Annotated in this window: 22 protein-coding genes and 3 pseudogenes; 20 read left to right on the forward strand and 5 right to left on the reverse strand. The window is 63.4% G+C overall.

Going from position 1 to position 26,918, the window contains the following annotated elements; translation table 11 throughout:
- The first annotated feature begins 228 nt into the window (after window positions 1–228).
- From G6018_RS10990 to G6018_RS11035, 10 genes and pseudogenes are all read left to right on the forward strand, one after another.
- Window positions 229–1,323 carry an XRE family transcriptional regulator gene (locus G6018_RS10990; RefSeq protein ID WP_182611043.1) on the forward strand — a complete coding sequence of 365 codons (1,095 nt, stop codon included), beginning with the start codon at window positions 229–231 and terminating at the stop codon, window positions 1,321–1,323.
- A 10-nt stretch (window positions 1,324–1,333) separates the two neighbouring features.
- A complete protein-coding gene (locus tag G6018_RS10995) occupies window positions 1,334–1,864 on the forward strand; it encodes a hypothetical protein (protein WP_182618193.1) in 531 nt (176 codons plus the stop codon).
- 60 nt (window positions 1,865–1,924) lie between these two features.
- A pseudogene (locus G6018_RS11000) lies at window positions 1,925–2,308 on the forward strand (Asd/ArgC dimerization domain-containing protein); the annotation flags it as partial.
- 185 nt (window positions 2,309–2,493) lie between these two features.
- The gene (locus G6018_RS11005) at window positions 2,494–2,721 is read left to right on the forward strand and encodes a hypothetical protein (RefSeq protein WP_182639599.1); all 228 of its coding nucleotides are present in this window, start codon (window positions 2,494–2,496) and stop codon (window positions 2,719–2,721) included.
- Window positions 2,714–3,049, forward strand: a complete 336-nt coding sequence (locus tag G6018_RS11010; protein WP_182639600.1) for a type II toxin-antitoxin system PemK/MazF family toxin — start codon at window positions 2,714–2,716, stop codon at window positions 3,047–3,049. The genes G6018_RS11005 and G6018_RS11010 overlap by 8 nt, the downstream gene beginning before the upstream one ends.
- A gap of 68 nt (window positions 3,050–3,117) precedes the next feature.
- Entirely contained in the window at window positions 3,118–3,789 is a 672-nt protein-coding gene (locus G6018_RS11015; RefSeq protein WP_182639601.1) for an enoyl-CoA hydratase/isomerase family protein, read from the forward strand.
- A 264-nt stretch (window positions 3,790–4,053) separates the two neighbouring features.
- Entirely contained in the window at window positions 4,054–4,332 is a 279-nt protein-coding gene (locus G6018_RS11020; RefSeq protein WP_061917080.1) for a hypothetical protein, read from the forward strand.
- Window positions 4,333–5,568 carry a cupin domain-containing protein gene (locus G6018_RS11025; protein WP_182639602.1) on the forward strand — a complete coding sequence of 412 codons (1,236 nt, stop codon included), beginning with the start codon at window positions 4,333–4,335 and terminating at the stop codon, window positions 5,566–5,568.
- Between the two features lie 92 nt (window positions 5,569–5,660).
- Entirely contained in the window at window positions 5,661–6,482 is an 822-nt protein-coding gene (locus G6018_RS11030) for a sucrase ferredoxin (protein ID WP_241730971.1), read from the forward strand.
- Between the two features lie 205 nt (window positions 6,483–6,687).
- A pseudogene (locus G6018_RS11035) lies at window positions 6,688–6,925 on the forward strand (carboxymuconolactone decarboxylase family protein); the annotation flags it as partial.
- Here the strand turns inward: G6018_RS11035 and G6018_RS11040 are convergent.
- Complete coding sequence (locus G6018_RS11040) at window positions 6,862–7,017, reverse strand: hypothetical protein (protein ID WP_182639616.1); 156 nt, start codon at window positions 7,015–7,017, stop codon at window positions 6,862–6,864. The pseudogene G6018_RS11035 and the gene G6018_RS11040 sit on opposite strands and share 64 nt — an antisense overlap.
- Before the next feature lie 1,144 nt (window positions 7,018–8,161).
- Here G6018_RS11040 and G6018_RS11050 point away from each other — a divergent pair.
- The 3 genes from G6018_RS11050 (at window position 8,162) to G6018_RS17425 (ending at window position 16,269) form a co-directional block, all read left to right on the forward strand.
- Complete coding sequence (locus G6018_RS11050) at window positions 8,162–9,883, forward strand: hypothetical protein (protein WP_182639603.1); 1,722 nt, start codon at window positions 8,162–8,164, stop codon at window positions 9,881–9,883.
- The gene (locus tag G6018_RS11055; RefSeq protein ID WP_182639604.1) at window positions 9,873–10,781 is read left to right on the forward strand and encodes a hypothetical protein; all 909 of its coding nucleotides are present in this window, start codon (window positions 9,873–9,875) and stop codon (window positions 10,779–10,781) included. Before G6018_RS11050 ends, G6018_RS11055 begins: the two co-directional genes overlap by 11 nt.
- 2,944 nt (window positions 10,782–13,725) lie before the next feature.
- Entirely contained in the window at window positions 13,726–16,269 is a 2,544-nt protein-coding gene (locus G6018_RS17425; protein ID WP_241730972.1) for a helicase-related protein, read from the forward strand.
- A gap of 229 nt (window positions 16,270–16,498) precedes the next feature.
- On the opposite strand, the gene G6018_RS11065 is transcribed toward G6018_RS17425, so the two are convergent.
- On the reverse strand, window positions 16,499–17,275 hold the full coding sequence (locus G6018_RS11065) for an ATP-binding protein (RefSeq protein ID WP_277817773.1): 777 nt from the start codon (window positions 17,273–17,275) through the stop codon (window positions 16,499–16,501).
- Here G6018_RS11065 and istA (G6018_RS11070) point away from each other — a divergent pair.
- Together istA (G6018_RS11070) and G6018_RS11075 are read left to right on the forward strand one after the other, a co-directional pair.
- Window positions 17,253–18,854: an IS21 family transposase gene (istA, locus tag G6018_RS11070; RefSeq protein WP_182639606.1), complete on the forward strand. Its 1,602-nt coding sequence runs from the start codon at window positions 17,253–17,255 to the stop codon at window positions 18,852–18,854. The genes G6018_RS11065 and istA (G6018_RS11070) overlap by 23 nt on opposite strands.
- Window positions 18,854–19,621, forward strand: a complete 768-nt coding sequence (locus G6018_RS11075) for an ATP-binding protein (RefSeq protein ID WP_182639607.1) — start codon at window positions 18,854–18,856, stop codon at window positions 19,619–19,621. Before istA (G6018_RS11070) ends, G6018_RS11075 begins: the two co-directional genes overlap by 1 nt.
- Before the next feature lie 22 nt (window positions 19,622–19,643).
- On the opposite strand, the gene G6018_RS11080 is transcribed toward G6018_RS11075, so the two are convergent.
- On the reverse strand, window positions 19,644–19,868 hold the full coding sequence (locus tag G6018_RS11080; protein ID WP_241731183.1) for a hypothetical protein: 225 nt from the start codon (window positions 19,866–19,868) through the stop codon (window positions 19,644–19,646).
- Complete coding sequence (gene istA / locus G6018_RS11085) at window positions 19,865–21,427, reverse strand: IS21 family transposase (protein WP_182639608.1); 1,563 nt, start codon at window positions 21,425–21,427, stop codon at window positions 19,865–19,867. The genes G6018_RS11080 and istA (G6018_RS11085) overlap by 4 nt, the downstream gene beginning before the upstream one ends.
- A gap of 397 nt (window positions 21,428–21,824) precedes the next feature.
- Between istA (G6018_RS11085) and G6018_RS11090 the strand changes: the two are divergent.
- A pseudogene (locus G6018_RS11090) lies at window positions 21,825–22,388 on the forward strand (transposase); the annotation flags it as partial.
- A 204-nt stretch (window positions 22,389–22,592) separates the two neighbouring features.
- Window positions 22,593–23,474 carry a NaeI family type II restriction endonuclease gene (locus G6018_RS11095; protein ID WP_182639609.1) on the forward strand — a complete coding sequence of 294 codons (882 nt, stop codon included), beginning with the start codon at window positions 22,593–22,595 and terminating at the stop codon, window positions 23,472–23,474.
- Here the strand turns inward: G6018_RS11095 and dcm are convergent.
- Window positions 23,398–24,408, reverse strand: a complete 1,011-nt coding sequence (dcm, locus tag G6018_RS11100; protein ID WP_182639610.1) for a DNA (cytosine-5-)-methyltransferase — start codon at window positions 24,406–24,408, stop codon at window positions 23,398–23,400. The genes G6018_RS11095 and dcm overlap by 77 nt on opposite strands.
- Window positions 24,409–24,915: 507 nt before the next feature.
- Here dcm and G6018_RS11105 point away from each other — a divergent pair.
- The 3 genes from G6018_RS11105 (at window position 24,916) to G6018_RS11115 (ending at window position 26,827) form a co-directional block, all read left to right on the forward strand.
- Window positions 24,916–25,143 (forward strand): hypothetical protein, encoded by a 228-nt coding sequence (locus tag G6018_RS11105; protein WP_182639611.1) that lies wholly within the window; start codon window positions 24,916–24,918, stop codon window positions 25,141–25,143.
- Window positions 25,144–25,389 (forward strand): hypothetical protein, encoded by a 246-nt coding sequence (locus G6018_RS11110; protein ID WP_182639612.1) that lies wholly within the window; start codon window positions 25,144–25,146, stop codon window positions 25,387–25,389.
- A 118-nt stretch (window positions 25,390–25,507) separates the two neighbouring features.
- The gene (locus G6018_RS11115) at window positions 25,508–26,827 is read left to right on the forward strand and encodes a restriction endonuclease (RefSeq protein WP_182639613.1); all 1,320 of its coding nucleotides are present in this window, start codon (window positions 25,508–25,510) and stop codon (window positions 26,825–26,827) included.
- The last annotated feature ends 91 nt before the right edge of the window (window positions 26,828–26,918 follow it).

Genomic DNA, 26,918 nt, shown 5'->3' on the forward strand with positions numbered 1-26,918 from the left:
CAGATCGCGGAGCTGCTGGTCAAGTAACGCCGGTGCTGGTCACGTAGTCAGCCGAGGGGGGAGCCGTTCGGTAGGACGACGATGACGAGCTCCGCAGCAGCCCTTGACGAGAGCCGTCGCCCGGTCACGCTGATTGGGCGGCGGCGCCGGTCGCGAGCGGGGGAGCCGCGGAACTCCACACTGAGTGGCCGCTACACGCAAGCTGCTTGATGTGCCAGAATCGCAAGCATGGACGCGAAGGCACTCGGTAGGCGTATCGCGGAGGCGCGAGTAGCTGCCGGCATGTCGCAGCGGCAGCTTGCGGAAGTGTTGGGCCAGCTCGATCACACTTCGGTCAGCAAGGTGGAATCGGGAACCCGACGCGTCTCGGCGACGGAAATGTTCGCCATCGCCGCGACGCTCGACAAGCCATTGCAGTGGTTCGTGATGGACGAAGTGCCTGCGGTGATCAGCCGCCGCACCGACGCCGGATTCGACCCGGAAGTCACAGAGCGCATGGACGAGGCAATCGAGTTGCTAGCTGACGACATGCGATCGCTGATGCACAAAGAACTGATCTCGACTGTGCGCCGACCCGAATCGGCGGTGCCCGACCGTCATGAGGACGCGGAGCGGGTTGCCCACGAGGCGCGCAGACGGGCCGGGCTGGACAACGAGCCCATCCCCGATATTCTCTCGGTCTGCGAGCGGCTCGGGATGTACGTGTTCGTGGGTAACTACGGTGAGTCGGCGGATGGTGCCTGCGTGACCGTCGACGGGGACAGCGACACGGCGGTGGCCGCTGCGGTGATCAATTCTGAGCAGCCGCAGGGGCGCAAGCGAGTCACGGTCGCCCATGAACTAGCGCACTGGCTGGTAGGCGACGCCTATGACGCACACAGCTCCGATTCCGAGACGATGGTCAAGTCGGTTGCTATTCACTTCCTGATCCCCCGCGAGGGAGCGGCGAAGTTGTGGAGTGACTACCCGACGGAGAGCCCACGCCGCCGCGCCATCCGCATCGCCGGCAAGTACCGGGTCTCGTGGACGGCTACGGTCAACCAGCTCAAGAACGTGGGTCTGATCGAAGAGCGCGAGCGTGTGGCGCTCGCGCGGGAAGTCCCATTTGCTGGGGACTTTGTGGCGGTGGGTGTCCCGCTACCCGCTGACGACCTCGTCGCTCCGCGGCTGTCCCCGCAATTTGCAGCCGCTGTGGTGCGCGGGTACGAAGATGCCAAACTCACACGTAAGCGAGCGCTGCAGATGCTGCGCGGATCAATCAGCGACGCAGAGCTGCGTCCACGAGACGAGTCACCCTTCGAGGTGATCGACGGAGATGCCTGAACGATGGGTCATGGACACGAGTGTGTTCACCCACTGGCATCGTGCAGGCCACGGCGAGATACTGCGAAGGCTCTCGCCCAGCGGGCGAGTGATATTGATACCGGACGCGGTGAACGCCGAGGTTGAGTTGGCGCGCGAGCGCTACTCCGGGATTCCGGCAATCGCGGAGTGTGAGTGGACCGAACTCGTCGTCCTCGATTCCGACGAGGGAGCAGTGCAGCTGGCGATCCAGTCCGACATGGGAGCCGAGACAGCTGCTGAGCACGCCGGTGAGGCCGCGGTAATCGCATATGCGCAAGCGCACAGCTGCACCGCGATTATCGACGAACGTGAGGCGCTCAGCCAGGCGGTCGAGCGCATGGTCGAGGCCCGGGACTCGATGTGGATCGCCACCGAGGCACTTCACGTCCTCGACGATATCGATCGTGGCGATGCAGAGCGGGTCGTAGATGACCTGCTTGCGACGGGGATGTGGTTGCCGGTGAAATCCGGGGCGAGTCTCGTCGCGTGGGCGTACCGAGAGGGGTACATGGACCGATAACTAACGTGGAAGCGGGAGAGGGTTGTGGCGGGTCTGAGTGGGCGAAGACGGAGTATCGGCGACGGGTCCGAGGAGACGGACGAGGAGCAGAAGCTGCGCAACGAGTCGCGCAAGATCCTCGGGCTGCCGGAGCTGCGCGTCGCCGGCACCTGCGTGCGCGTACCCGTGTTCACCGGCCACACGCTGAGCATCAACGCCGAGTTCGAGCGGGACATCACCCCGGAGCAGGCGCGCGAGCTGCTGTCCTCGGCGGCCGGCGTGAAGGTCGTGGACGTGCCGACCCCGCTGGACGCCGCCGGCATCGATGAGTCGCTGGTGGGCCGCATCCGACAGGACCAGTCGATCGAGGGCAACAGGGGCCTGAACCTCATGGTGGCGGGCGACAACCTCCGCAAGGGCGCGGCGCTCAACACCATCCAGATCGCGGAGCTGCTGGTCAAGTAGCGCACCTGCTGGTCGGGTGGCCAGTCGCGGGTTGAGCCGGTCGGGAGTACGACGACGACGAGGCCCCGCAGTCGCACATAGGCGAGAGCCGCCGCCCGGTCACGCAGACCGGGCGGCGGCTCTCGTGTCGTCGGGGGGCGACGACTTCGCTCTCTCCGCGGTATGACCGTGGGCATACTTGCGGTATGTCCCACACGCCGATCAAGGTGAGTCGCGACCTCCGGGATCTCCTCAAGAGGCAGGCCGCCGAGGGGCACCGCACGCTGGGCGATCATCTGGCGTATCTCGCCTCACTCGCCGAGAAGCAACGGCGGCTCGAGCGCCTGCGTGCGGAGATAGACGCGACATCGCCTGAGGATCTGGCGTCCTACCGCGAGGAATCCGAGTGGTGGGAGCGGGCGCAGGATGCCTGACCCGACCCCCGGGGAGGTCATATGGGTAGTCCGCGATCCCGTGGCGGGTCGTGAGCAGAGTGGTCGCCGGCCCGCGGTGGTGGTCTCGTCGCGCGCGCACATCTCCCTCGCCGATACTCTCGTGATGGTGGTTCCGGTGACGTCGGTGGATCGCGGATGGTCGAACCACGTCCTGCTCCGTGGAGACGTGTTCGATCGCGACTCCTGGGCGATGACCGAGCAGATACGCACCCTTTCGCGCCGGCGTGTTGTCGGCCATGCCGGCCAGGTGGATGCGGGGACCCTGGCAGACATTCGCCGGTGGATCCAGGATTTCCTCGACGAGTAGCGGTCGACCGCCCCGCCGCCGACCGACCCACCCCCACCCCACAACCCCACCACCCGAAAGGACCACCCATGACCCCGACCCTGACCCACCACGAGGACATCGCCGTCCTCACGCTCGGCAGCGACGAGAACCGCTTCTCCCCGGACCGGCTCGACGCGATCAACGCCCACCTCGATGAGGTCGAGCAGTCCGCGAAGGGGCTCGTCACCGTGGGGTCGGGCAAGTTCTATTCCAACGGCCTCGACCTCGACTGGCTCATGGCCAACTCGGACCGCCTGGACTGGTACGTCGGCCGGATCCACGAGCTGTTCTCGCGCGTCCTGACGTTCTCCCTGCCGACGGCCGCCGCGGTCAACGGGCACGCCTTCGGCGGCGGCGCGATGCTCGCGATGGCCCACGACTACCGGGTGATGCGCGACGATCGCGGCTACTTCTGCTTCCCGGAGGTGGACATCAACATCCCGTTCACTCCCGGCATGGCGGCGCTGATCCAGGCCAAGACGACCCCGCAGACGGCCATGACCGCGATGAGCACGGGCCACCGCTACCCCGGTGCCGAGGCGAAGGCCGCGGGCCTCGTCGACGACACCGCTGCGGAGGCCGAGATCGTCACCGCGGCGCTCGGGCGTCTCCAGCCGATCCTCGGCAAGGACCGCACCACTCTCGGCGCCATCAAGTCCACGATGTTCGCCTCCGTCACCGAGGCGCTGGGCCGGGGCCCCGGCGGCGTCAGCCTCTGATGCCCACCCGTCCCGGGTCGACCGCGGGTTCGGGGTAGCGCGGGGATAGTTCGACGACGACGACGACGACGAGGACCGCCGCCGCCCGGAAACGATGCGGTCGCCCGGTTACGCCGAACCGGCGGCGGCTTCGGTCGTATAGAGGTCGGTCCAGTGCCATAGTGGAACTGCACGCCCCTCGTGTCCCGGCCTGCTGCCGGAACACGTGGCCAGATCGCACGACTCCCTGCAGGTTTCGCACCTGCACCGACGAGAGGAACGCAGATGGCTATCAACGACGACGACATCACCACGTCCGGCGCTCAGGGCGAGGGCATCGCCGACGGCGGTTCCAATCCCGGCGGCCACGACGGCGGCGCCGACGGGTCCGCCCACCACATGAAGGGCGAGGGCGAGGGCCTGGCTGACGGCGGTTCGAACCCGGACGGTCACGACGGTGGCGCGGACGGTTCCGCCGATGGCTCCGCGAACACCGGCGAAGGGGTGGCCGACGGCGGTTCCAACCCGGATGGTGCCGACGGCGGCGCTGACGGCACGCAGTAATTGCGGGCGCTTCATCGGTGCGTCGCGTGCGGCTCGGATGAGTTCGCGGCTCGGGTGTGGGGGCAGCGGCCCCTGCTGACCCGGGCGTCCGAGCTGCCACGCGACTACTCCGACCTGCTCTCGCCCGCGATGGTCGACGAGATCGTCGCCGAGCGCGGGGTGCGCACGCCGTTCGTCCGGATGGCGCGGGAGGGAACGCTCGTCGACCGGGCGTGCTTCACCCGCTCCGCGGGGTTCGGGGCGCAGATCGCCGATCAGCTCGACCCCGACGGCGTGCTCACGCAGTACGCCGCCGGGGCGACGCTCGTCCTGCAGGGTCTGCACCGGTTCTGGCCGCCGATCATCGACTTCGTCCGCGGCATGACCTCGGACATCGGGCATCCGGTGCAGACCAACGCGTACATCACCCCGCCCGCGAATCGCGGGTTCGATCCGCACTACGACGTCCACGACGTCTTTGTGCTCCAGGTGTCCGGCACCAAGCGGTGGCGGGTGCACGAGCCCGTCCACCACCATCCGCTTGCGGACCAGCCGTGGACCGATCACCGCGAGGCGATCGCCGAACGGGCGAAGGACGAGCCGGTCATCGACACCGTGCTCGAGCCGGGGGACTGCCTCTACCTGCCGCGAGGCTGGGTCCACTCGGCCGAGGCGCAGGGCGATACGTCCATCCACCTCACGGTGGGCGTGGCCCCGTTGACCGGGCACGACGTCGCCACGGCGATGATCGAGGCACTGGCCTCGGAGGAGGATCTGCGGGCGTCGTTGCCGTTCGGGCTCGCCCCGGCCGATGCCGCGCGCGCCGAGCCCCACGCCCGCGAGGTCCTCGACGTGCTGGCCCGGTTGATCGGCGAGAAGCAGGAGCAGCTCAGCGCTCTCGCCGGCGACGCGCTGGCTGGCAAGTACCTCGATCTCACCAGACCCGCCGCGATCCGCCCGTTGGCCACCCTCGACGCCGTCGCTGCCCTCGAGCCCGACACCCGGCTGCACCTGCGCGAGGGGCTCCATGCACGTGTGGACTGCACCGACGCCGACGCCGACGCCGCCAATCCCGGCACGGTGGTGTTGAGGCTGCCCACCAAGTCGGTGACGTTCCCGGCGGTGTGCACTTCCGCCCTGCGCGCTGTCCTCGAGGGCGACCCCGTGAGCGCTGGTTCGCTGCCCGGCCTCGATGCCGACGACGGCCGGGTGGTTCTCCGGCGGTTGCTGCGGGAGGGCGTGGTGGTGGCGCTGTGAGCAGGCCTGCGGACTGGGAGCCGTGCAGTGACTCGTCGTTGCGCCGCGGCGATCCCCTGGACGGGTCGGGCTCCCGGGGGTTGCGGTGGCTGATGGTCGAACTGGCCGGCCCGTGGGGGTATTCGGCGTTGCTGGACTCGCCGGGTCTCCTTCCGCCCGAGCTGGGTCGCGAGATCGCCGGGCGCGCCCAGGAAGCGGATGTAAGGGTTGCCGCGATCCGCAGGCCGGGTCGTCGTCGTCATACAGAGGAGCCACGCTGGCGGTGGGCGCTCGCCGACGCCCGGCCCGGGCACGAGTCGCTGCGGTGGGGCGAGGTCGACGGCCCGGTCGGGTACGCCGAGATCCCCCTCGACGGTTCCGCCGGCACCCCGTCAGCGGACCCGCTGGTCGCCGTGTGCGCGCACGGCAAGCACGATCAGTGCTGCGCCGTGCGGGGGCGCAGCGCCGCGGCGCGGATCGCCGAGCGGTACCCGGAGGCGACCTGGGAGTGCTCCCACCTGGGCGGCGACCGCTTTGCCGCGACGATGCTCGTCCTGCCGCACGGTCTCTTCTACGGCCGCGTCGACCAGGCGCAGGACCCGGCCGACATCGTCGCCCGCTACACCGAAGGCCGCGTCGACGAGCGGTATCTGCGCGGACGCAGCAGCTATCCGGCGGAGGTGCAGGTGGCGCAGCATCACGCTCGCGCGCTGCTGGGAGATGACCGCATCGATGCCTTCGCCCCTCTGGACGTCCGAGAGGTGGCCGATGCGGACGGCGGCAACCACGTCGCTGTGACACTTGAGGGCCCGAGCGGCCCGGTGGCTGTGCGCCTGCGCGAGAGCTGGAGCGAGCCGATTTTCACGATGTGCCAGGCACACACGGCCGGACCGGTGCGGGAGTGGGAGTTGGTGGAGGTCAGGGCCGGCGGGTAGCGCCGCGCCCGGGTGACACGCCCGAGACAGCCACGACAACGACGACGAGGTTGGCACCTGCCCGATCCGGGAGCGGCCGCCCGGTCATGCAGTCCGGTCATGCCGTCCGGTCGGGTCGCGGCGAAGGCACTCCCATACTCGCGGCGAGCAGCACGGTGAGCATGGTGACCGCGAGCCCCGGAATGGGATGCGCGGCCCGTGCGAGTGGGGCGGCATCTGGACGCGGCCGAGCCTGGACCGTCGCGCACCCTCGATGATCACGCTGACCGCACTGGTGGCGCGCGGCCACCACGAGGAGCTGGCGATGCACCTGCGGGCGGGCCTGCACCAACGGGCTGAGACTGGACGCGATCAAGGAGCTGCTGCTGCAGACGGCGACCTACTGCGGGGTCCCCGACGCGAACACCGCCTTCCGGATCGCCCGGCAGACACCGGAGGAGTAGTCCGCTCGCAGGTGCATCGTCTCGACGAGGCCGGTCCGGAACTGCAGTGACGCGAGCAGGTTGGCGAGGATGCACAGCTCGCTCGGGTCCACGTGCAGGTCGTAGAGCTCGGCCTGCGGCGCGCGTAAACGGCGACGATCTAACGACGCAGCCGGATCTTCCTTATCCTGTGAAAGCGAGCCTACGAGCTCGATTACCGGAGCTGACGCGAAGTTCGCAACCTCTTCGGCGGAAGACACGTTGCGGAAGATGGTGCAGGCTGGGGCCCGCCCCCGGACCGGACGTGACCCAGGTGTCAGTGGTGAAACTGCTTGCAGCGGCGCTGGTCCTCGTCGTCAATGAGGCCGCTGTAGCCGTGTTCGCTGAGCCAGACGGCGGGGGCGCGAGCGAAGATTCGACAACCCACCTGCGGGAGGCTCGCACCAACCATCCGGGACCCGCGGGAGCCTCCCACGTTCTCAATGCGCCACTGGCCTGGGCGGAGTGATCCGCAATAGGGGAATGTAGCAAGTAAGAACTCTTGCACAGCCAGCTCGAACTGCTTACCAGCCCGCTGGCCTTCGAGCTTCTCCTCTATGGTGTCCGCCCCGAATCTTTCGGCAATCGCTCGAGAAATCTCGCGGCTCGTCCACTGCTTTGGGTCCGCGATTGATGCGGTGCCGTCCTTCGAAAAACAAGGGTCCTATCGTTTTCAAGGCGCCGATGGGAATCTCTCCGCGCAGTAGTGTTTAGAGAAGACAAACTGCGCTCTCGGAGGTAGGTATTTTTTCCATCCAGTCCAGTCCAGTCCAGCCTGGCGAGGGCGCTTCGTCCCTAAAGTTCAGGCGAGGATCTCAAAGGCCGGTCCCAAACGTCCGCGTGCCACATTAACATGAGTCCATGCTTAGGTCCCCCGACGATCTTCCAGGCGTGTACCAGGAGTGGCAGGCGGGCTTGGCCTCCAAGTTCTTCGCCGATTGCAACGGGGGCACCGTCGTCATGTTTATCGACGAAGACGAGCTGCAGCAGCTAGCGCCCCACGGGGAGGATGGGCGGCGGTCACTGGCGCGCGCGGTTCGGAGCGCAGCCCCCCCTGAGCGCGGAAGCCTCATGTTCAGCTCGATGGTCCAGATGCAGTCGCTTTGGAGGCGTGGTCAAAGAGAAGGACCCCCGCCGACGTTGCCCATACTCGCTCTTAGTGTACTTGCCGCAAGCGACATGGGCCGCGACGCGTTTGGAGCCAAACACAATTACTATATGCGTCTCGCGCAGGCAATCCTTCCCGATGGATCTCGTAGCCAAATTGGCGACTTGCGGTACGCGTTGAGGGAGCGAGGTGCCTTCGCGGACGTCGCCGAAATGTGGCGGGCTCTAGATGAATGGATAGGCCAGAATGAAGAGCGTGTTGGCACTTCTACAATTTCTGCCAACGAACATCTCAGTAGAATCGGTTTCCCAATTTCTCAAGCGATTGCGAGAAAGTCGGACAAGGCAATCCTGACTCAATTTTTTCACTCGGCCGAGATTTTTAATGAGAGCCTTCCGTCGGCACCCGCTCTAATCGAGCGTTTGCGAATCTGGGCGCACCACCAAGACCGCGGTTTAAGCTGGCGCTTTGTCGAGGTACTCCGAGACCCGGCGCTGTCAACAATGCTCGAGCCCATTGTTTATGGATGGGCTGAAGGGTGGGACGGTGACATAGTCACAGATAGAGGGCTGAAGCGACTCAATGTTCAGCTGGCCGTCGACATCGATGCGCCGGACGCTTGGTGGGTAGTCTCCGCGCCTAGGGGAGCCGAATCCGACATCGTAGAGGGAGAAACCACGGGCGGGGAATTTGCAGCGCTTCTAACTCCCGACGAATACAGCGCCTTCTTTGAGTCGGAAGGATTGCCCCCCGTACGGTCTGAAGATGTTCGCAGAGGTTTTCAAGCTGTGGGCGAGGTATATGAGGCGCACTTCAAACCGTTCGACTTTTGCGTGATGCGGGAAGATGCGGATGCTGGGGGATGGATTTCGGTGGAGTCAGTAGAGGCCTTCGAAGAGCACCTCTTGGTTGTATCGCCGACGATGCTGATCAGTGCTGAACGCTTACTCAATGGCGCCGCTGACTCGGGGTGGCGCAAGATGGAAAGCCGAATGGCGCACGAGGTGCTCCCCGGCTTTACGATCTACTTTGGGGTGGTGTTTTCGGACGAGACCAAGCTGATGGCTGTTCTAGACGAAGTTCCGAGTTCGACGGCAAGGAGTTTTAAGGGTTCGCAGCGTGCACGGCCGCGTTTCATCGAAGGACTACCTCTACACCGCTTAATAGATCGTTCCACCTATCTCGCGGGCGGGGAGCCTGACTTAGTCATCCCAGTTACAGAGGGTGACCGCGAAGTGGAGGTGACGCTAGATGGGGATCGGCATCAAACTTTCCGCGCATCTATATTCCCGATTCCATTAAGTCGGTTCGGCCCATATGCCGTTGGCACACACACTGTCGAGGCAGACGGCGTCTGCTTGGCTTTCACAACGATGTCCAGCGCGGGTGCTGAGTATGTTCCGCCAGGGGTAGGCGAATTGGGTTGGCAAGACGGCCAGCTCAGTACTGGCAGCCCGCACCAAATCAGCGGTGGATGGATGGGCGAGGAGGAGGATCCGGGCCTAGTCCTACTTCAGCGTAACGCGTTAGAGAGCTGGCTCATTCAGAATGACGGTAGCGTTCGCCGATTCGTAGAGCCAGAACCGCCCGCGCATCCACTTAGTCTTCCATTCAAGTATTTCGAGATCCGGCGTGACTCCGGGGCCTGGCTGCTTCAGCGTCGATATAGCGGATGGATAGTGCATCGGCTGTCCCCGGGCGAGCCTAATATGACAAGACTCAATAGGAAGGCCCAGAATATCTGGGACCATGTTTCTGGCTCAGTCAAGACGAACGATCGTTTATGGTGGCGCTTCGCCATCGCTGCTTGGGAAGTATCGCATGGACGCTGACCTTTTACTGGCCTGGATGAGCGAAACAGGCTCGGGAGATATCGACAACTTGCGAAGTCGGATCACTTGGCTGGCCCGTAACTCTGATGTGAATCCGAAAAAATACGAGGTCGGCAGATGGATGCGCGAGCTCTCCGCTCTCGGCCACGTGGAACTGGACTGGAACAGTGGGCGGTGGGCAATCGCGCCTCCAGCAGCGGTGCTGCTCCCCGTGTCCGGTGGAACTGTCGCGCTGACCGGCTTGCGCCGCAAGGGGCTGATCGAGTTGCTGTCCGAGACTGTGGCAGTTCATATTGAACGGCCGAACCAGACGGAGGGACAGCTGGCGCCCGTTTCAACAATTTTGCTTCAGGCAGATAGCTTCGGTGAGCTGATATCGGCGGTGAGGTCGGTCGGTGTTAGCTATGTCGGCAATGCAGCTGAAAAAAATGCCGATCGGCTTCCTCCGATTTCCCTGAAAACGGCGGCTGGGCCACCTGCCAGAAACGACCGTGTCGAGAAGCTTTCGACCGACGGCGCGTTGAGATTCGTAACTTCCCGCCCGTCAGGCAACGGGCTGTATAAGATTGCTAACTATAAGAAGCCAATCTACCGGTTCTACAAGATGGGGCGTTGGTACCAGTGCGATTTTCCAACCGGGGTAATGTTCGATCGTCTAGAGAAAGGTCTGAAAGGTTTCCGGTTCGTTCGGGACCGTGTCAGTGGAGATGAAGAGATCGGGAGATTGATAACTGATCCTGGGGTACAGTTGCCGGTTCTGCAGGCGCGCGCACTTTATCTATGTAGCGCGGTGCCTCCGGAGGTCAGTCGCGTTACAGGGGACTCGATATTCTATAACGTGCCGCGAAGTGTGGCGATCAGCGTGTCAAAATCGGTTCACCAAACCTTGGAAGATTAATCAGCCGCCCTTCAGTGAGGCTATTTATTCGAGAAAGGCGAGATCAATGGATGTGCAGGAAACGTTTGATCGTCTTAAGGAAGCTTATTTCAGATATTACGACACTCCGTTTCGGCTTGCAGACGACCGCTTGCAAGAAGAGCGGCGGGCTCTGTTCGACCGAGATAACGGGGCGTACAGGAACCCACTAGTTGAACTCCGTCCCGAATACGCTACATTCGGCCGAACTCTCGAGGAGTCGGCTCGGAAAGCCGACGCACCCGACGAACTAGCTGAGTTCGCTATGAGGGGCTTGATTCCGCCCGGGTTGTCTCTTTACGCGCACCAGGAGCTCGCTCTGCGAGCAGGGTTGGAGGCTGGGCGCAACCTCGTTGTAACGGCGGGGACGGGCTCCGGAAAAACGGAGTCATTCATGCTTCCTATTGTTAGCTCACTGCTTGAGGAATCACGGAGATGGGGTGGTGCCCCGGCTAAGTCATCGGCCTGGTGGCGGGAGGGTGGACGCGAATTTGTTCCCCAGCGGCGAGGCGAATCTGGGAGACAAAAAGCGGTCAGAGCGCTAGTTCTCTACCCAATGAACGCTTTGGTTGACGATCAGCTGATGCGGATGAGGCGAGCGCTCGATAGTGACGATGTCCGGACCTGGCTAGACGAGAACCGCGCCGGCCATAGGTTCTTCTTCGGCCGTTACACCGGAGCTACTCCTGTTACCGGGTCTGCGGAAACATCGTCGGCGGTATCGCGACTAAGAAAAGTTCTACGCTCGACAGAGCGCCGCGCTCGTCGGGCTCACGAACTTGCGGAACTAACGGGGAATGATGACACGCGGTATTTCGTTCCTCGACTAGATGGTGCGGAAATGCGATCTAGGTGGGACATGATCGACTCGCCGCCGGATATCTTAGTGACGAACTACTCGATGCTCAACATCATGTTGCTACGCGATCGAGACAGTGAGTTTTTCGAATCTACCCGGCGATGGCTCGACGAGGATGAGAGAAATCGCTTCACGCTTGTTGTCGATGAGTTGCACATGTACCGCGGCACGGCGGGGAGTGAGGTCGCTTACTTGCTGAGAAACCTCAAGGAACGGCTCGGGCTTACAGGTCGGCCGGAACAGCTACGCATTCTGGCGGCTTCCGCGTCGATAGATCCCGACCGGGACCGTGACTACCTTGAAGAGTTCTTCGCCGTAGACGCGGACAGCTTCGAGTTTGTTCCGGGTTCGGTGTTAATGCCGAGCAGCGGTCCTTCAGTTTCGCGGGAGCTCGCCGAACGACTCAAGGCGATGCCCGACGATATCGAGCTGGCGAGGCTCGCAAGGGCCGAGGGTGTCATGGACACGCTTCGGCTTGCCTTCCGGGATTCTGATAAGAGCGAAACAGGTAAGACTATCGCTCGGCCAATCACCGAAGTGGCGTCGCGTGTGTTCCCCGCCTGTGACGCGGCGGACGCAGAAGAGGTTCTGAGGCGCTTGCTCACTGGGATTGCGTCTGAGGCGAATCCGTCCGATCCAAAGATGAGAGGGCATTACTTCTTCCGTAACATACCCGGAGTGTGGGCGTGCTGTAACCCGGAGTGCACTGCTGTCGATTACGCGGATAGTAAGCGGTCTGTCGGAAAGTTGTATGCCGACCCCGTGACTCGTTGTGAATGCGGTTCGCGAGTCCTAGAGCTCTTATATTGCCAGAGCTGTGGCGATGTAATGCTTGGTGGTTTCACACCGGAAGGGGAGGCCCAGAGCAACCGACTGAACACTCTGCTGTTAGCTGACGTTCCTGAGTTGGCAAAGTTGCCAGACCAAGTTCGTTTGGAAAGGACGGCAGAAAACTACGTTGTCTACTGGCCGAATCCGACCCGGAGTCTGGACTCGATTGAACGACCCAAGTGGACCCGCGACAAATCAGCGGTTGAGTACTCGTTCCGTCGCAGCAGGCTTTCGTCGTCGACGGGTAGAATCGAAAACACTGGTACCCGCCAGACTGCAACCGGGTGGACTTTCCATGCAAGGGTTCGGCCCGCTGCCCGCGCGCGTCGAGGGCCGTGGACAGTAAGTCCATTTCCTACTCAATGCCCGTCGTGCGGGGACGACTGGGAAGTTCTTTGGGGTAGAGATGGAAATCGGCTCGCTCCGACGGATCCGCTCGCCCAACGATCTCCAATTCGAGGTATGCGGACCGGTTTTGAGAAAATCAATCAGGTTCTAACGTCCGAATTGGCCTCGTCGCTTCCTGAGGATCAGCGCAAGTTGATTCTCTTCACCGATAGTCGACAAGATGCCGCTAAAATGGCGGCCGGCCTCGACCTGCGGCATTATCAAGATCTACTGCGCTTGCTGATCCATCGCGAGCTATCCGGGTATGAGACCGTTGGGTCCGATCTTGAGCTCGCAAGGTTGCACTATGCGGAAAACATCAAGTCTGCTTCCTCGTGGGCAGCAGTCGAACGATTGGAAGAGCGGGGAGACCCCGCCTACGAAAATCTAGTGAAGATTTGGGAAGGCCGCCCGGGGGCAGACCCGCAAAGCGAGCCCTCTATCGCTGCCCGGATCCTGCGCGGCCCTACTCTGTCGGATTACGCAGGAGCTATCGCCGATCGACTGCTTGCGATGGGTGTCAATCCTGGGGGTCCCCATGCGAGTCTCAAATCGACTTCCGACGCTCGAAGCTGGTCTAGCCTATTTCGATGGGACGTTAACCCGCCGGCGCAGCGGTCTCGTCCTACCGTGTCGCAACAAGCGCTCCTTGATAGGCTCGGTGAATCCCTTCTTGAGGAAATTCTGGACGGACTGTTTTCCGGTGCGGGCAGGGATTTCGAGTCGCTTGGTTTGGGTTGGATCTCGCTGTCCACTGATAACGAACCACTTGAGGTTCCCCAGAACAGTAAGACGGCTTTTGCTAGGTCGAGTTTACGAGTTCTCGCAGGTCTCCGTCGATTTGACCATATGCGCTCCCCTCGTGAGGATCCGCCCCGGCAACTTCGGAATCTGTGGCGTGCGATTGAACGTGACGGTGGACCGAGCGAGCATGAGCTAAGAGAGATCTTCGAGGATCAATGCGGTGGAGCCGTCCGGGACTTTCTAATAGATCCTGATCGAGTAGTTCTACGGGGTGCGTCTGCGCGAGGTTGGCGATGCGAGTCTTGTAGCCGAATCCACCTTAGTTATGGGTGTGGGTACTGCACCTATTGCAGTAGGCGCATCCCAGCTGATCAAGTCGATGTAAATTCGGAGCTGGATTACTACGGGTGGAAAGCTACTAGGAAGTCGGGGCAATTCCGGTTTAATTGCGCGGAGCTTACGGGCCAAACCGATCGAATTGACGCCCAGGCCCGGCAGGCGAGATTCCAAGGCGTATTTTTAGGGACAGGTGACGACGAAGAGGTTGATCGCGCTGATGGGATAGATTTACTGAGCGTGACGACCACGATGGAGGCGGGGGTCGACATAGGCGCTCTGAGTGCGGTGGTCCTGGGTAATATGCCGCCGACTCGGTTTAACTATCAGCAGCGCGTTGGCCGCGCGGGACGGCGTGGTAATCCGGTCGCTATCGCTCTCACCGTCTGCAGGGGGAGGAGTCACGATGAGTACTACTTCGATCAGCCCGGTAAAATAACCAACGATCCAACTCCCGAGCCGTACCTCGCGATGGGCCGCGAGGAGATCGTGGGGCGCACTTTGCGCTCTATGGTTTTGAGGCGAGCGATGTCTGATATCTCGATGCAGCTCGACGCAGAGTCGTTCAGTCCAACGGTTAACGTTCACGGGGCCTTCGGCCTGGTGGCGCAGTGGCCATCAATTCGAGCGGAACTTGGAATTTGGTTGAGAGAAAACCAGGTGGACATAGAGGCGTTTGTCGAGGCGCTGACTGATAAGACACAGCTAGCTGCTAATCGCTCGAGGATAGCCTCCGCGGTAGTCGACGGGCTACTGCCACTCATTGACAAAGCCACCGCGGACGGGAGCCACGGACATGACGACCTGAGCCAGAGGCTCGCCGAGCACGGTGTCTTGCCGATGTTTGGTTTCCCAACGAGCGTTCGTCATCTATACCTCGAACGACCGACCAAGTCGTACCCGTGGCCGCCCGCGGACGTCATCGATCGTGATCTGACGATGGCTGTGGGGCAGTTTGCGCCAATGAGTGAGTTAGTCCGCGACGGCCGCGTCCACACGGCGGTGGGGGTGGCGGCGTTCGAGCCGACGGCTGGAGGTAGACCACAACGCGTTGAAGATGATGCGCTGGGGATCGAGCGTGCCGTCGCGTTGTGCAAGTCATGCTCGTTCTTGGCGGACAACCTGGTCAGCGGCGAGGATGGCTGTCCGAATTGCGGCAACCTCGAAGCGTTTTCGTCGATCCCTCTGAGGGAGCCCCTTGGCTTCCGCGGTGACGCTTCACGAGATTTCGATGGGAATTTCGCATGGTTCCCCCGCGGCGTATCTTCACGAGCTTTGGCGGATTTCGGAGAACTGAAGAACGCTAATTTTGGTTTCACTAGAACGTTCAGTGGTCCCGGTCGGCGGTTCGTCATTAATGATAATGCAGGAAAGCTATTCGCCTTTAAGGAGGCGACTCCTGGCTGGTCTGACTGGGGTGGGTACGTCGCCGTTGACGCGCTAGAGAAGAATCTCGTGCCGAAGGGCGCCGCGCGAGGCGAGCCGTTTGATGTGGCTCTCGGAGCGGTCCAGCCGACCGACTTTCTCTTCGTCGGTCCTGAGTCGGGGGTCGTACCAGAGGCCGGTCTTCGGCTTGACCTGACTGTCGGGTTCCAGCCGAACGGTGCTCCAGATCCTGTTGATGGTAGGCGGGCTGCTTGGTTTTCGCTTGCGTATCTCCTTCGAAAGATGGCTGCGGCGTTTCTGGATGTGGAGCCGCCTGAATTGGTGGCTGGCATCTACGCCGGTACAGACGCTCAACGGCGCCCGGTGCCGTACGCGTTCATTGCGGACGCACTTGAGAACGGCGCTGGTTTTGCGACTCATTTGGGTAGTGAGAGCGTATTTCCGGCCTTCTTGTCGGAGGTCGAAGTATTCCTGAATCGTCTTGAGAGAGACGATCACGCTCCTCTTTGCTCGTCTTCTTGTTATAAGTGCCTACGGGATTATGGCAACATGTCCTTCCATGCGCTTCTTGATTGGCGACTTGCAAGGGATCTACTCGGAGTTTTGCGGCGCGGTGCACTGAGCGTGGACGAGCGCCGTTTGCATGCCGCCGTGAAGGTTTGGGCCGATGGTTACGACGGGGAAGTAATAGAATCATCTCCGGGCGTGGCGCGGTTTAGTCACCCCCGCTTGGGAGAGCACATTCTTTTGGTGCGACATTCTCTCGAGGCGGCAGACCGCGATTTGACCTGCGAAAGAGTGAGTTCGGTTCTTGCCAACCTGGGGGTGGACTCGAAGGACGAACGACTGGTGATGATCGATCACGTGAGCCTCGACCGTGACCCCGGAAGAGTGTTCAAGCTGTGTGACGATCGCGCGATCGGCTGAGATTCCGGGAGGCGGGCCCGTTTCCGCAAGTGCGGAAACGGGCCCGATCGTCCATGGGAATGTCGTGTAGGAGTGAGCAGCACAGGCGTGCCGGGGGATCAGATCGCTGACATATTGAGTATTTGGAGGTTTGGGGGCCACCGGATATTGCGTTTGGGGGCCAGCAGTATTGCCGTTGGGGGCCGGTGATCGCGTCTGTGGGGACCACCGGCCCCGTCTCGGGGATTACTTACTGACTCGCGGCGGCGTGTTCGCGCATGTTGTGGGTGCCGGTGTCGATCCAGAGGGTGTTGTGGACGATGCGGTCCATGACGGCGTCGGCGTGGACTCCGGAGCCCAGGCGCTGGTGCCAGTCTTTCTTGGGGTACTGGGTGCAGAAGACTGTCGACCCGGTGTCGTAGCGCCGCTCAAGGAGCTCGAGGAGCATTCTGCTGATCGTCTCGTCGGGGTGGTCGAGGAGCCATTCGTCGATCACCAGCAGGGAGAACGCGGCGTACTTCTTCAAGAATTTGTTCTGGCCCTGGGGTCGGTCTTTGGCCAGGGCCCAGGCTTCTTCGAGGTCGGGCATCCGGATGTAGTGCGCCCGGAAGCGGTGCTGGCAGGCCTGCTTGGCCAGGGCGCAGCCGAGGTAGGACTTGCCCGAGCCGGTGAAGCCCTGGAAGACGACGTTCTGTTGGCGCTGGATGAACGAGCAGGTGGCCAGCTGCGCGAGCATGGCCCGGTCCAGGCCGCGCTCCTCGACCAGGTCTACGCGCCGCAGATCGGCTGCTGGGTAGCGCAGGTTGGCCCGGCGGATGAGTCCGTCGATCTTGGAATGGTTGAAGCTCTCGTGGGCGTGTGGCAGATAGGGCCAGTGGGTACGCCTAGTCCGGCGATCCGGTACTGCGATTCCGGCGACTCGGTACTCCTTGGGGCGGGCGGGGTGGTCTGCTCGGGGTGAGGCGGCGCGACTGCGCCGCTTCTTCCTATTTGAGGAGGCTGATGTGGCCGAGTACAAGGCCATCATGACGTTGGCGCTGGCCGGGCATAGCTACAGCGAGATCGTCGCCGCCGTCGGGTGTTCGCGTGGGGAGATCGCGGCGGTGAAGAAGACGATCACCGCGTACGGCATCACCGCCGGCCAAGCGTCGTCGATGAACCCGGCCGAGATCGCCGGGATGTTCCCCGACGGGCGCAAACGCGTCTCGGAGGACTACACCAAGCCTGACTTCGATCGGGTGCTGGCGTCGATGAAGTTCAACCGGCACTTCACCATCCAGCAGGCCTGGGGCAAGTACCTCGCCGCTCCGGCCGGAAGCGGGAAGAAGTACGGGTACTCGCAGTACTGCGCCCTGTTCGCCGAGCACGCCCGGGCCAAAGACGTGGTGGCCACGCTGCATCACGAACCCGGTCGGACGATGTTGGTCGACTGGGCCGGCGACACCCTCGAGGTCCTCGACGCGGTCACCGGCGAGGTCACCAAGCTGTACCTGTTCGTGGCGGTCCTTCCGTACTCCGGTGCGGTGTTCTGCCGCGGCTTCACGGATATAAAGTCGCCGTCCTGGATCGACGCCCACGTGGCCGCGTTCGCGTTCTTCGGCGGGACACCGCAGATGGTGGTGCCCGACAACCCGACCACCGCCACTCACCGGCAGAAGCAGGGCGAGGCGGCCAGGGCTGTCAACGTCCGCTACCAGCAGCTGGCCGACCACTACGGCACCGCGATCGTGCCCGCGCGGGTCCGAAAACCCCGCGACAAGGCGGCCATGGAATCGGCCGTGGAGGTGGTCAACAAGCGCGTAATCGGCTACCTCGCCGAAGAGGTGTGGACCACCATCGAGGCCCTGAACGCGGCGATCGCCGAACGCGTCGCCGAGATCAACACCCAGATTCGCCGAGCTGACGGTACGACCCGGTTGGAGAGGTTCGAGTCCGACGAAGCGCCGCTGCTGGCGGCCCTGCCAGACGACGGGTTCGCCACGGTGGAATGGAAGCAACTCAAGGTCGGCCGGAACTATCACGTCTCCTGCGACTCGCAGTACTACTCGGTGCCGTACACCTTCGCCGGTCAGCTGCTGCGGGTGCGCCTGACCGCGCAGTCGGTGACGCTCTTCGACGGTGACCAGGTCGTCTGCGAGCACTCCCGGCGCCACGGCCGCAAGGGCCAGTACTCGACGGTGCTGGCTCACGCCCCGAAAGAGCACCAGGGTATCGACGGCCTGTGGTCGCGGCAGTGGTTCACCGACCGCGCCCGCGGGTTCGGCCCCGCCACCGAGAAAGTGATCGCCCAGATCCTGGATCGTCACGTGATCGAGGCGCAGGGCTATCTGGACTGCCAGAACATCCTCGAAACTCTCGGCAAGAGAAGTCGACAGCGGCTCGAGGCGGCCTGCCAAGTGCTGCTCAACCAGAACAGCGTCGGCAGCTACAGCGTGCTCAAACGCGTCATGGCCACCATCGACTCCGACGGCAAAGCGCCCCGACCCGTGGTCCCAGCGGCGGCCACCCGAAAGCCCCCGCCACCGGCCGGAGCCCGAGACGACGGCGCGGTGCAGGTGCGCTCGGCCGATCACTATGCGCGCGGCCGCAGCGGGGAGGGCGTGTGATGTTCACCGAGATCGATCACCAGAAGTTCCGCAACCTGCGCATCACGCACGTGGCGACCCGGTTCGAGGAGCTCATCAGCGATGAGGCCAATGACGAGCTCACCCCGGAGCAGATCTTTCTCACCGCCGTCGACGACGCCTTGGACCAGCGCCAGGCCCACCGGATCGACAAGCTGATCCGAGCGGCGAAGTTCCCGATCCCTCAGGCCTCGATCGCCGAGATCAACTACCAGGAAGGACGCGGGATCACCCCGGTGCGGATGAAACGCTACGCCGGGCACCACTGGCGCCAAGACCCCACCAACCTGCTGGTCCTCTCACCGACCGGCGGCGGGAAAACCTACCTGGCCTGCGCGATCGGCATCGCCGCCTGCCAGAACGGGCACACCGTCACCTACGCCCGCATGGACGAACTCGCCCGGCGGCTGGTCATCGCCCGCGGCGACGGCATCCGCCACCAGAAGATGCTCAACGACCTCTCGGAAGTGGAGCTGCTGATCATCGACGATTTCCTGACCGTGGGCATCGATCCTGAAGCCGCCAACGACTTGTTCGCCGTGCTGGCCAACCGTGAACACCGGCTGCCGACGATGATCGCTTCCCAATCCCGGCCGGCGTACTGGCTCGAGGCGCTGCCTGACCGGGTCGCCGCGGACTCCATCGTCAACCGCCTGGCCAACAACGCCCGCGAGATCAACCTCGGCGAAGTCGACATGCGCCGACAGCGCGACGACCAAGCCCGAGCCACCACCGGCTACTGGGAGTAACCCCCGACGGTGCCGGCCCGCTTCACACACGGGCCGGTTCCGGGTCGCCGGAATGGCGGTACCAACTCGCCGGACCCGCGGTACCGACAAGCCCTATCTGCCAGGCGTGGTCGACGACCAGCTGCAGGCGCTCGCCGAAACTCATGCCGACCACGTGGTCGTCGTGTTGCGCTTCGATCGCCTCGAGCAGTGGCTGGGCGCCCATTTCGCGGAGCTTGCGTTTGGTCTCGCTATCGATGCTGCTCATCGGGCACTCCTGGCGTAGTAGTCGGCACCGCGGACGTAGCCGCCGGCCTGCTCGGGCTTCGTGCGTGGCTGTAGGGCGGCGGTCTTGTCCTGGCCGGTGGCCAGGATCGGGTGGATATGCGCGTAGCGGGGTGAGCGCACCGGCCCGGTCAGCGCCAGGGCGCAGGCGGCTTCGACCCTCTCGGCCGAGAACCGCCGCGAAAGACGCAGCACCGCCAGGGCAGCGTCCAGGCCCTGCTCGTCAACGGGCACGGACTCGAAGATCCGGTTCACCACGATCACCGCCGCCGGCCCCACCCGCTCGGCCCACTCCCGTACCCGGGGCGCATCCCACTGCTGGTACTGGCGGCCGGCGGGCAGGTCGGCATCGTTGGTGCGGTACTGCCCGGAGGCTCCAGCTGGGAGCAGCAGGTGGCTGGAGATCCGCTCGGTGCCGCGGTAGATCTCCAGCGTGCGGGCCGTAATCCGCAGGTCGACTCTGGTGCCGATGTGCGCCAGCGGGGCGGAGTAGAAGTTGCGCTCGAACACCACGTGCCCGTTGCGACCGACCCGGCGGCCGTAGAGCCACCTGCTGATCTCGAACGCCACCGCCGGCAGCGGCGTGAGCAGCGGCCGCTCCTCGGCGGTGAACACGCTCAGCCTCGACCCGGGGCGTTTCTGGAACGGCTCCCGGTTGTAGGCGTCCATCCGCTCACCGATCGCCTCGGCCAGTTCGGGCACCGTGTGGAACATGCGGTCCCGCAGGCCGGCGATCACCCAGGTCGCTACGTGCGCCACGGTGTTCTCTGCGCCAGATTTGTCCTTGGGCCGCCGTATCCGCCCTGGTAGAACGGCTGCTGAGTAGTGGGCGGCCATCTCCCGGTAGGCGTCGTTGAGGACGATCTCGCCGTCGCGGGGATGGGAGACCACGCCGGTTTTGAGGTTGTCGCACACGATCCGCGGCACCGATCCGCCGAAGTTCTCGAACATCGCCACGTGCGCCCGAAGCCACGCGTCCTGCTGCATGTCGGTCGATGGCCAGACGAACGCGTACCGGCTGAACGGCAAGCACGCCACGAATAGGTACACCTTCCGCGTAGCTCCGGTGACCGGATCGGTGAGCTCCATCGTGGGGCCGGACCAGTCGACCTCGACCGTCTGGCCGGCCTTGTGCCCGACGCGGGAGGCGGCGCCGGTGACCATCACGTGTCGCTGGTAGGTCTTGCACCACCGGTCATAGCCCATCGCCGGCGCTTTCGCGTGGGCGCAGCGGTCGGTGTACTCGCCGTGCAGCAGCTTGAGTGTGACCCCGACCCGGGCCATCTCGCGGTGGACCTGTTCCCAGTCGGGCTGGGCGAACACGCTCTCGTGTTCCCCGCGGCCCGGGAACAGGCGGGCGTACACCTGCTCATCGGTGAGCTCGGCGACGTCGTCCCAGCTCGTCTCGGTCGCATCGGCGGCCTCCAGCACCGCCGCGATGCTCTTGCGGGACATGCCCTGCGAGGCGGCGATCGCCCTGCCTGACAAGCCTTCGGCGCGAAGCTGCAACACGAGCTTCGCCCTGATTTTCCGTACAGTCACGGATTGCTCCTTCCGCCGCGTGCCCTATACACGCGGCGGAAGGAGCCTAGAAGCGGGTGGCCCCCACGGACGCTACTGCTGGCCCCCAAGCGCAATATTCGCGATCTCGGCCACTGGCCCCCAGAGGCAATACCGATGGACCCCAGTGAGACGAATATTCAATATCTCGTGCGGCTTCGGTTCCGCGCCGGATCCACAGTAATGCGAGCGTCAGCATGCCCGCCAGTAGGGACGCCGATTGTGCTGCTAGATGGCAGGGCTGGATGGAAGATGGGGCATTCTCTGGGCCTCTTTGTTACCGAATGAGGGGAAGTCGCGTGGAGTGGTGGGGTTTCGGGGCCGGGGTTCTGGCTGACGAGGGTGTAGCGGTCCGCTGACAAGGGCGGGCCATCGCGTAGTGGTCAATGAGTTACCGCCAAGTAGCTCACACCACTCGAGGCCCCAGTCCCATTCTGGCGTACACGCCCAGCTCGACGCACTGCTGGCCGCTGATCCGCAGGCCATGTTCGCCGAGCTGGTGCGGGTCGGCATGCGGGCGTTGATCGAGGGCGAAGCCGCGGCGAGGATCGGCGTCGAACGCTACGAACGGTCCGAGAAGCGCACGACCCACTGCAACGGGCACCGTCCCAAGTCGATCTCGACCCCGGTGGGAGACACCGAGGCACAGATCCCGAAGCTGCGGGCAGAGTCGTTCTTCCAGGCACCGCTAGAGCGCCGCCGACGGATCGATCGGGCCATGTCCGCGGTGATTATGCAGGCCTAAGTGCGCGGCGTGTCCACCCGGGCCGTGGATGACCTGGTCCGCGCGCTCGGAGTCGATACCGGCATTTCCAACTCGGAGGTCTCACGCATCTGCGCCGAGCTCGATGCCGAAGTCGAGCAGTTCCGCACCCGGACGCTGACCCACACCGAGTTCCCCTACGTGTTCGCCGACGCCACTTTCTGCAAGGTCCGTATCGGTCGGAACGACTCCACCCACCTTTACTGCAGGCCGCCGCTGATTTTCTGCCGGCTATCGTAGCCCGGTATGGCAACGAACGCTGTCCCCGGCCCCGGGCACACGTGTAGACCCGACGGGCGCACAGCGCGCAGAGGACAGACCGCAATCCCGCAGCCACCCGCTCACACAATTCTCGCCCCCGAGGAGGACTTTGAGCTGCAGCAAGTGCTGAAGTGGCTCCAAACCCGGCCAGACCTGGAAGCACATCTACGGAACGCCATCCTCGACGCCATCAACTACGTCATAGAGGGCTCCATCACCGGACGGTTCTATCTCTACGACCCGGAAGTCGACTCCGACGAACGTTCATCGGTCGGCACCAAACTGCAATATCGACTTCTGCACGCCTTAGGCCTACCGAAGCAGAAGCCCCTGGACACCGTGATTGCCGGCATCCCCGTCGAGATCAAAACTACGATCCGCAACTCGTGGATGATCCCCACCGAATCTCAGTGCGAAATCTGCCTACTCATCAGAATCGACGCCCCGGCTGACCATTTCTACGCCTCGATAATGAGGGCCCACCGCGTATGGCTACGCAACGGGGCCAACAAAGACGCCAAGCGCAGCTTCACCTCCGATGCGATGAAACGCTTCCAAACCCCGGTGGTGGACGGACCGCTGCCGCGCAACCCCTTACGCGACCTCACCGAAGACCAGCTCGCTGCGGTATTCGGCCGCGGCGGCATCAAGAAGCGCCTCACTGCCTTTTTCGGCTACATGCCAGACACAGTGGTGCCCCGGTACGTCATCGAAACCATCGGGCTCGGCGCCAAAGACCCCATGCGCCGAGCCCGTCAGGCCAAACCCCACGTCCTCGCCGAACACAACCTGGTCCTTCTGTGCGGAACCTGGCGGGTCGACTGCGCCGCGGCCGCCTCCGTCGGCTACGAACTTGAAGAAGCCGACTGGGTTGCTGTGGACCCGGCCAGAATTTCATTCGATCTGCTCGAGAAGGTGCTCGAGGGAATTAGAGAGCTGCCAGCTCCGGCGTCCGTGAAAGCGGAGCTACCAGACTCTCCGGATCAAGCACAGACTCAAGCTTGACGGCCTCCAAGGCTCGGCGAATCTGTTTACCCACGGCCGCGGCCACCGGCGGAGGGAATGCGTTCCCCACCTGACGCCAACTCGCCGTCTTGGTGCCAGGAAAGATCCAGTCAGGCGGGAAGCCCTGGATGAGCGCACCCATCTGCACTGTGATCCGCGGCATTCCCACAAACCCGGGTGCCGGCGGCTCACTGCCAATGGTCCGACCTTCCACCCCCAGCTCAGCCCACGCGGCCCGCGCGCGGGTCGGCCCCAGGTCAGGACCGCCGTGCTTGAGCGACCCGCCGACCAGGGTCGGTGCGATCGTGTCGGCGCCGGCCGCCCAGTCGTCAGCACCCTCCCAACCATTGGCGGCCATGTGGTCCCGCAGTAGTGCGCCCACGCTCTTCGCCGGTCGCTTGTGAGGCTCGGGCCAAGAGAAATGCCCGGCCCAAGGCTCTTTGAGTCCAACCAGAATCGTGCGGGGCCGCAGCTGCGAGACACCGAAATCCGAAGCCTTGAGCAGCCGCCATGACGACGTGTAGCCCATATCCTCCAGGCGCCCCTCGACCTCCGCCCTGAAGCCCTCAAAAACCGGATCCATCAAGCCGCGAACGTTCTCTATCATGACGGCCTTCGGCCCGATCTCCTCGATCAGATCCAGTGCCCGCGGGAAGAGGTTACGATCGTCATCTGCACCAAGCTGCCGACCCGCCTTCGAAAATGGGGGGCACGGCACGCCGCCCGCCACCAGGTCTGTCTTGCCCGCGTACTGGGCGCCGGACCACTCGTTCAAGTCCATCTCGACGGTGTTCCAGTGCGGCCGGTTGGTGCGCAGGGTTGTGCAGGCGTGCTTGTCGTACTCGACGCAGGCCAAGTGAGCGAATCCGGCGCGCTCCAGGCCAACAGCCTGGCCGCCGGCCCCGGCGCATAGTTCCACTGATGTGAATGCCATGTTTGTGACCCTCTCCCTAGGCCGTCCATCCTGCCATATGCCGGCGCGGGCCACCGCGGCCGGATAGCCAGCCCGCGGCAATCCTAGCGTTCGAGAATCCTCTTACCTGTGGTTTTGAGTAAGAGCGTCGGGAGCGGGTCCGTCGCCAGTTTCAACTTGATGGGCGGACGGAAATGCCGGCGCGAGGTGCACGATTGGGAGTTGAAAGAGGTTCGTGGCGCCGGTACCTTCGGTCGGCCACCGTGCTGCTCACCCTCACGCCCGCCGTTGACACACGGGTCCGGCCCATCTGCCAAACATGCAGCGGCTCGGCGACGCTGCCCCATTCCATAAGCGCTGTGCCCCGGTGCGGACCCGATGGACTCGGTCTAAGTCGTGCATCCCGCGGCCGACAAGCTGCGTGCCGTTATCGCGTGCCGCGGACCGCTGCTTGGGCGTCGCATCACGCGTCGTATGGGGCGGGTTGCCGGTGCCTCGCGACCAGCTTGATCAGAACGGGAGGAACGCATGTACTTCGACGTCTGGTGTCCGGGCATACAAGCCCCCGGCCCCGAGTGGCTCGGCGATATCTGGTCGGGCGCGAAGTGCGAGGCGAGCGAGAACGTCAGGACCAACGGCGAGCTGTTCGGCAGCAAGGGCCCAGCGCGCATCGACACGTCCGTGGTGACGGTCGGCATCAGCGTAGTCGTGGCAGACGCCAACTACGTATCGCGGGACTCTGCCACCCTGCAGTAGATGATCCTCGACCTGCGGGCCGGACCCAGTCGCAAGATTCAGCCGCCAGTGGACCCGGCGCAGTTCGGCGGCGCGACCAACCCGATGCTCGACATCAGCGCGGTGGGCTCGCCCGACACGGTCAGGCGCCAGCTCGAGGAATTCGTCGAGCGCACCGACGCCGACGAGCTCATCACCGTCACCTGCGCCTACGACCCCGCGGTGCGGAATTGGTCCATCGAGCTGCTGGCCGATCTCTGGTTCTAGGCGGCGGTGGTTGGGAAGCCGGTTCGGCTAACGCAGCGCCCCGTCAGATTGACCAATGCGCTCCCAGATGGTTCTCGCTAACCGAACTCGTCGATAGAAAAGATGACATCCTAGTCGCATGGCTAAGGCAAAGGTCCCGTTCGCGAACCTGCCGGACGCGGATCTTGTTGTAGACCGCGTATATGCGGGGGGAAGTGCCAAGACGGTCGCGGACGATCCCATCGGCATGTTGTTGCCAGTCGGAAACCAGGGCGGCTTCCGGTATAAGGGCAGTGTTTCCCAATCTGCAGTGAGGCTGGTAGTCCTCTACACATCGGGTGACGAGGTGGACTGGCCCGACCGGCTGGATCCAACGACGGGGGACTTCACCTACTACGGCGACAATCGCCGCCCGGGCCACCAGCTCCACGAGACTCCCCGCAGAGGGAATCTGCTCTTAAACCAGATCTTCGCCGCCTCGCAATCCGGCCCCGCGCAGCGACGGTTCATTCCGCCAATCTTCCTCTTCCAGAAAACAGGAGAAGGTCGAGACGTTGTATTCCGTGGCCTGCTTACGCCAGGGTCTGCACGACTGAGCCCGGAGGAGGAACTTGTAGCAACATGGCGGACTACGTCGCATGTCAGATTTCAGAACTATCGGGCGCATTTCACTGTTCTGGATGTGCCTGTAGTCAAACGCGAGTGGATCAACCAGGTGTTGGAGGGCAATATATTTGGCAGCGCTTGTCCCCGCGAGTGGGAAATCTGGGTAAGAAGTCGAATTTATACTGCGCTTGAGGCTCCTCCTACCGTTACCATGAGGAGCCGAGAGGAGCAGCTTCCTTTAGTCAAGGATCGTTGGCTAATCGATGACATACACCGTCACTTTGCCCCTGAGCCGGCTAAATTCGAGCATCTGGCCGCCGAGGTCTGGGTATCGACCGATCCCCACGTGGACCACGTTGAGGTGACCAGGCCATCCCGGGACGGCGGGCGGGACGCTGTCGGTACGTTCCGAATCGGGCCGGGCAAGGACCCAATAGCGCTCGAGTTCGCCCTTGAGGCAAAGTGCTATGCGCCCGATAACGGTGTGGGCGTCCGCGACGTGGCTCGTCTGATCTCCCGAATCAGGCACCGGCAGTTCGGCGTGTTCGTTACTACCAGTTTCATCAGCGCCCAGGTTTACGCTGAGGTGAGAGAAGATGGCCATCCTATTGCCTTCGTGACAGGGAGAGACATTGTCGCTGCCGTTCAGCGAATGGGCCATGACTCACCCGAACGTCTACGTAGGTACCTTCATTCACGCCATCCAATTGGCGAAGCTTCCTCCGGGGAGGGCGGCACGGACGTCGCATACCCGGAGGGTGTCGAAATGCGTCCCCCTATTCTTGCTCCGTCTACGAGCGGGAGCGTCAGAGGCGTGCGGTCTTCCCGTCGAGCGACCCCACCAACGGGATAGAGAAAGCAAAGGGGGTGGTTGGTGCGGGACCGGTCGCTGGAGCTGCTGGCCGATCTCTGGTTCTAGTGGTCCGCATTTGAAGTCTTCTTAC

It is taken from the genome of Dietzia sp. DQ11-44 (assembly GCF_014145205.1).
In the GTDB taxonomy this organism is placed as follows: Bacteria; Actinomycetota; Actinomycetes; order Mycobacteriales; family Mycobacteriaceae; genus Dietzia; species Dietzia natronolimnaea.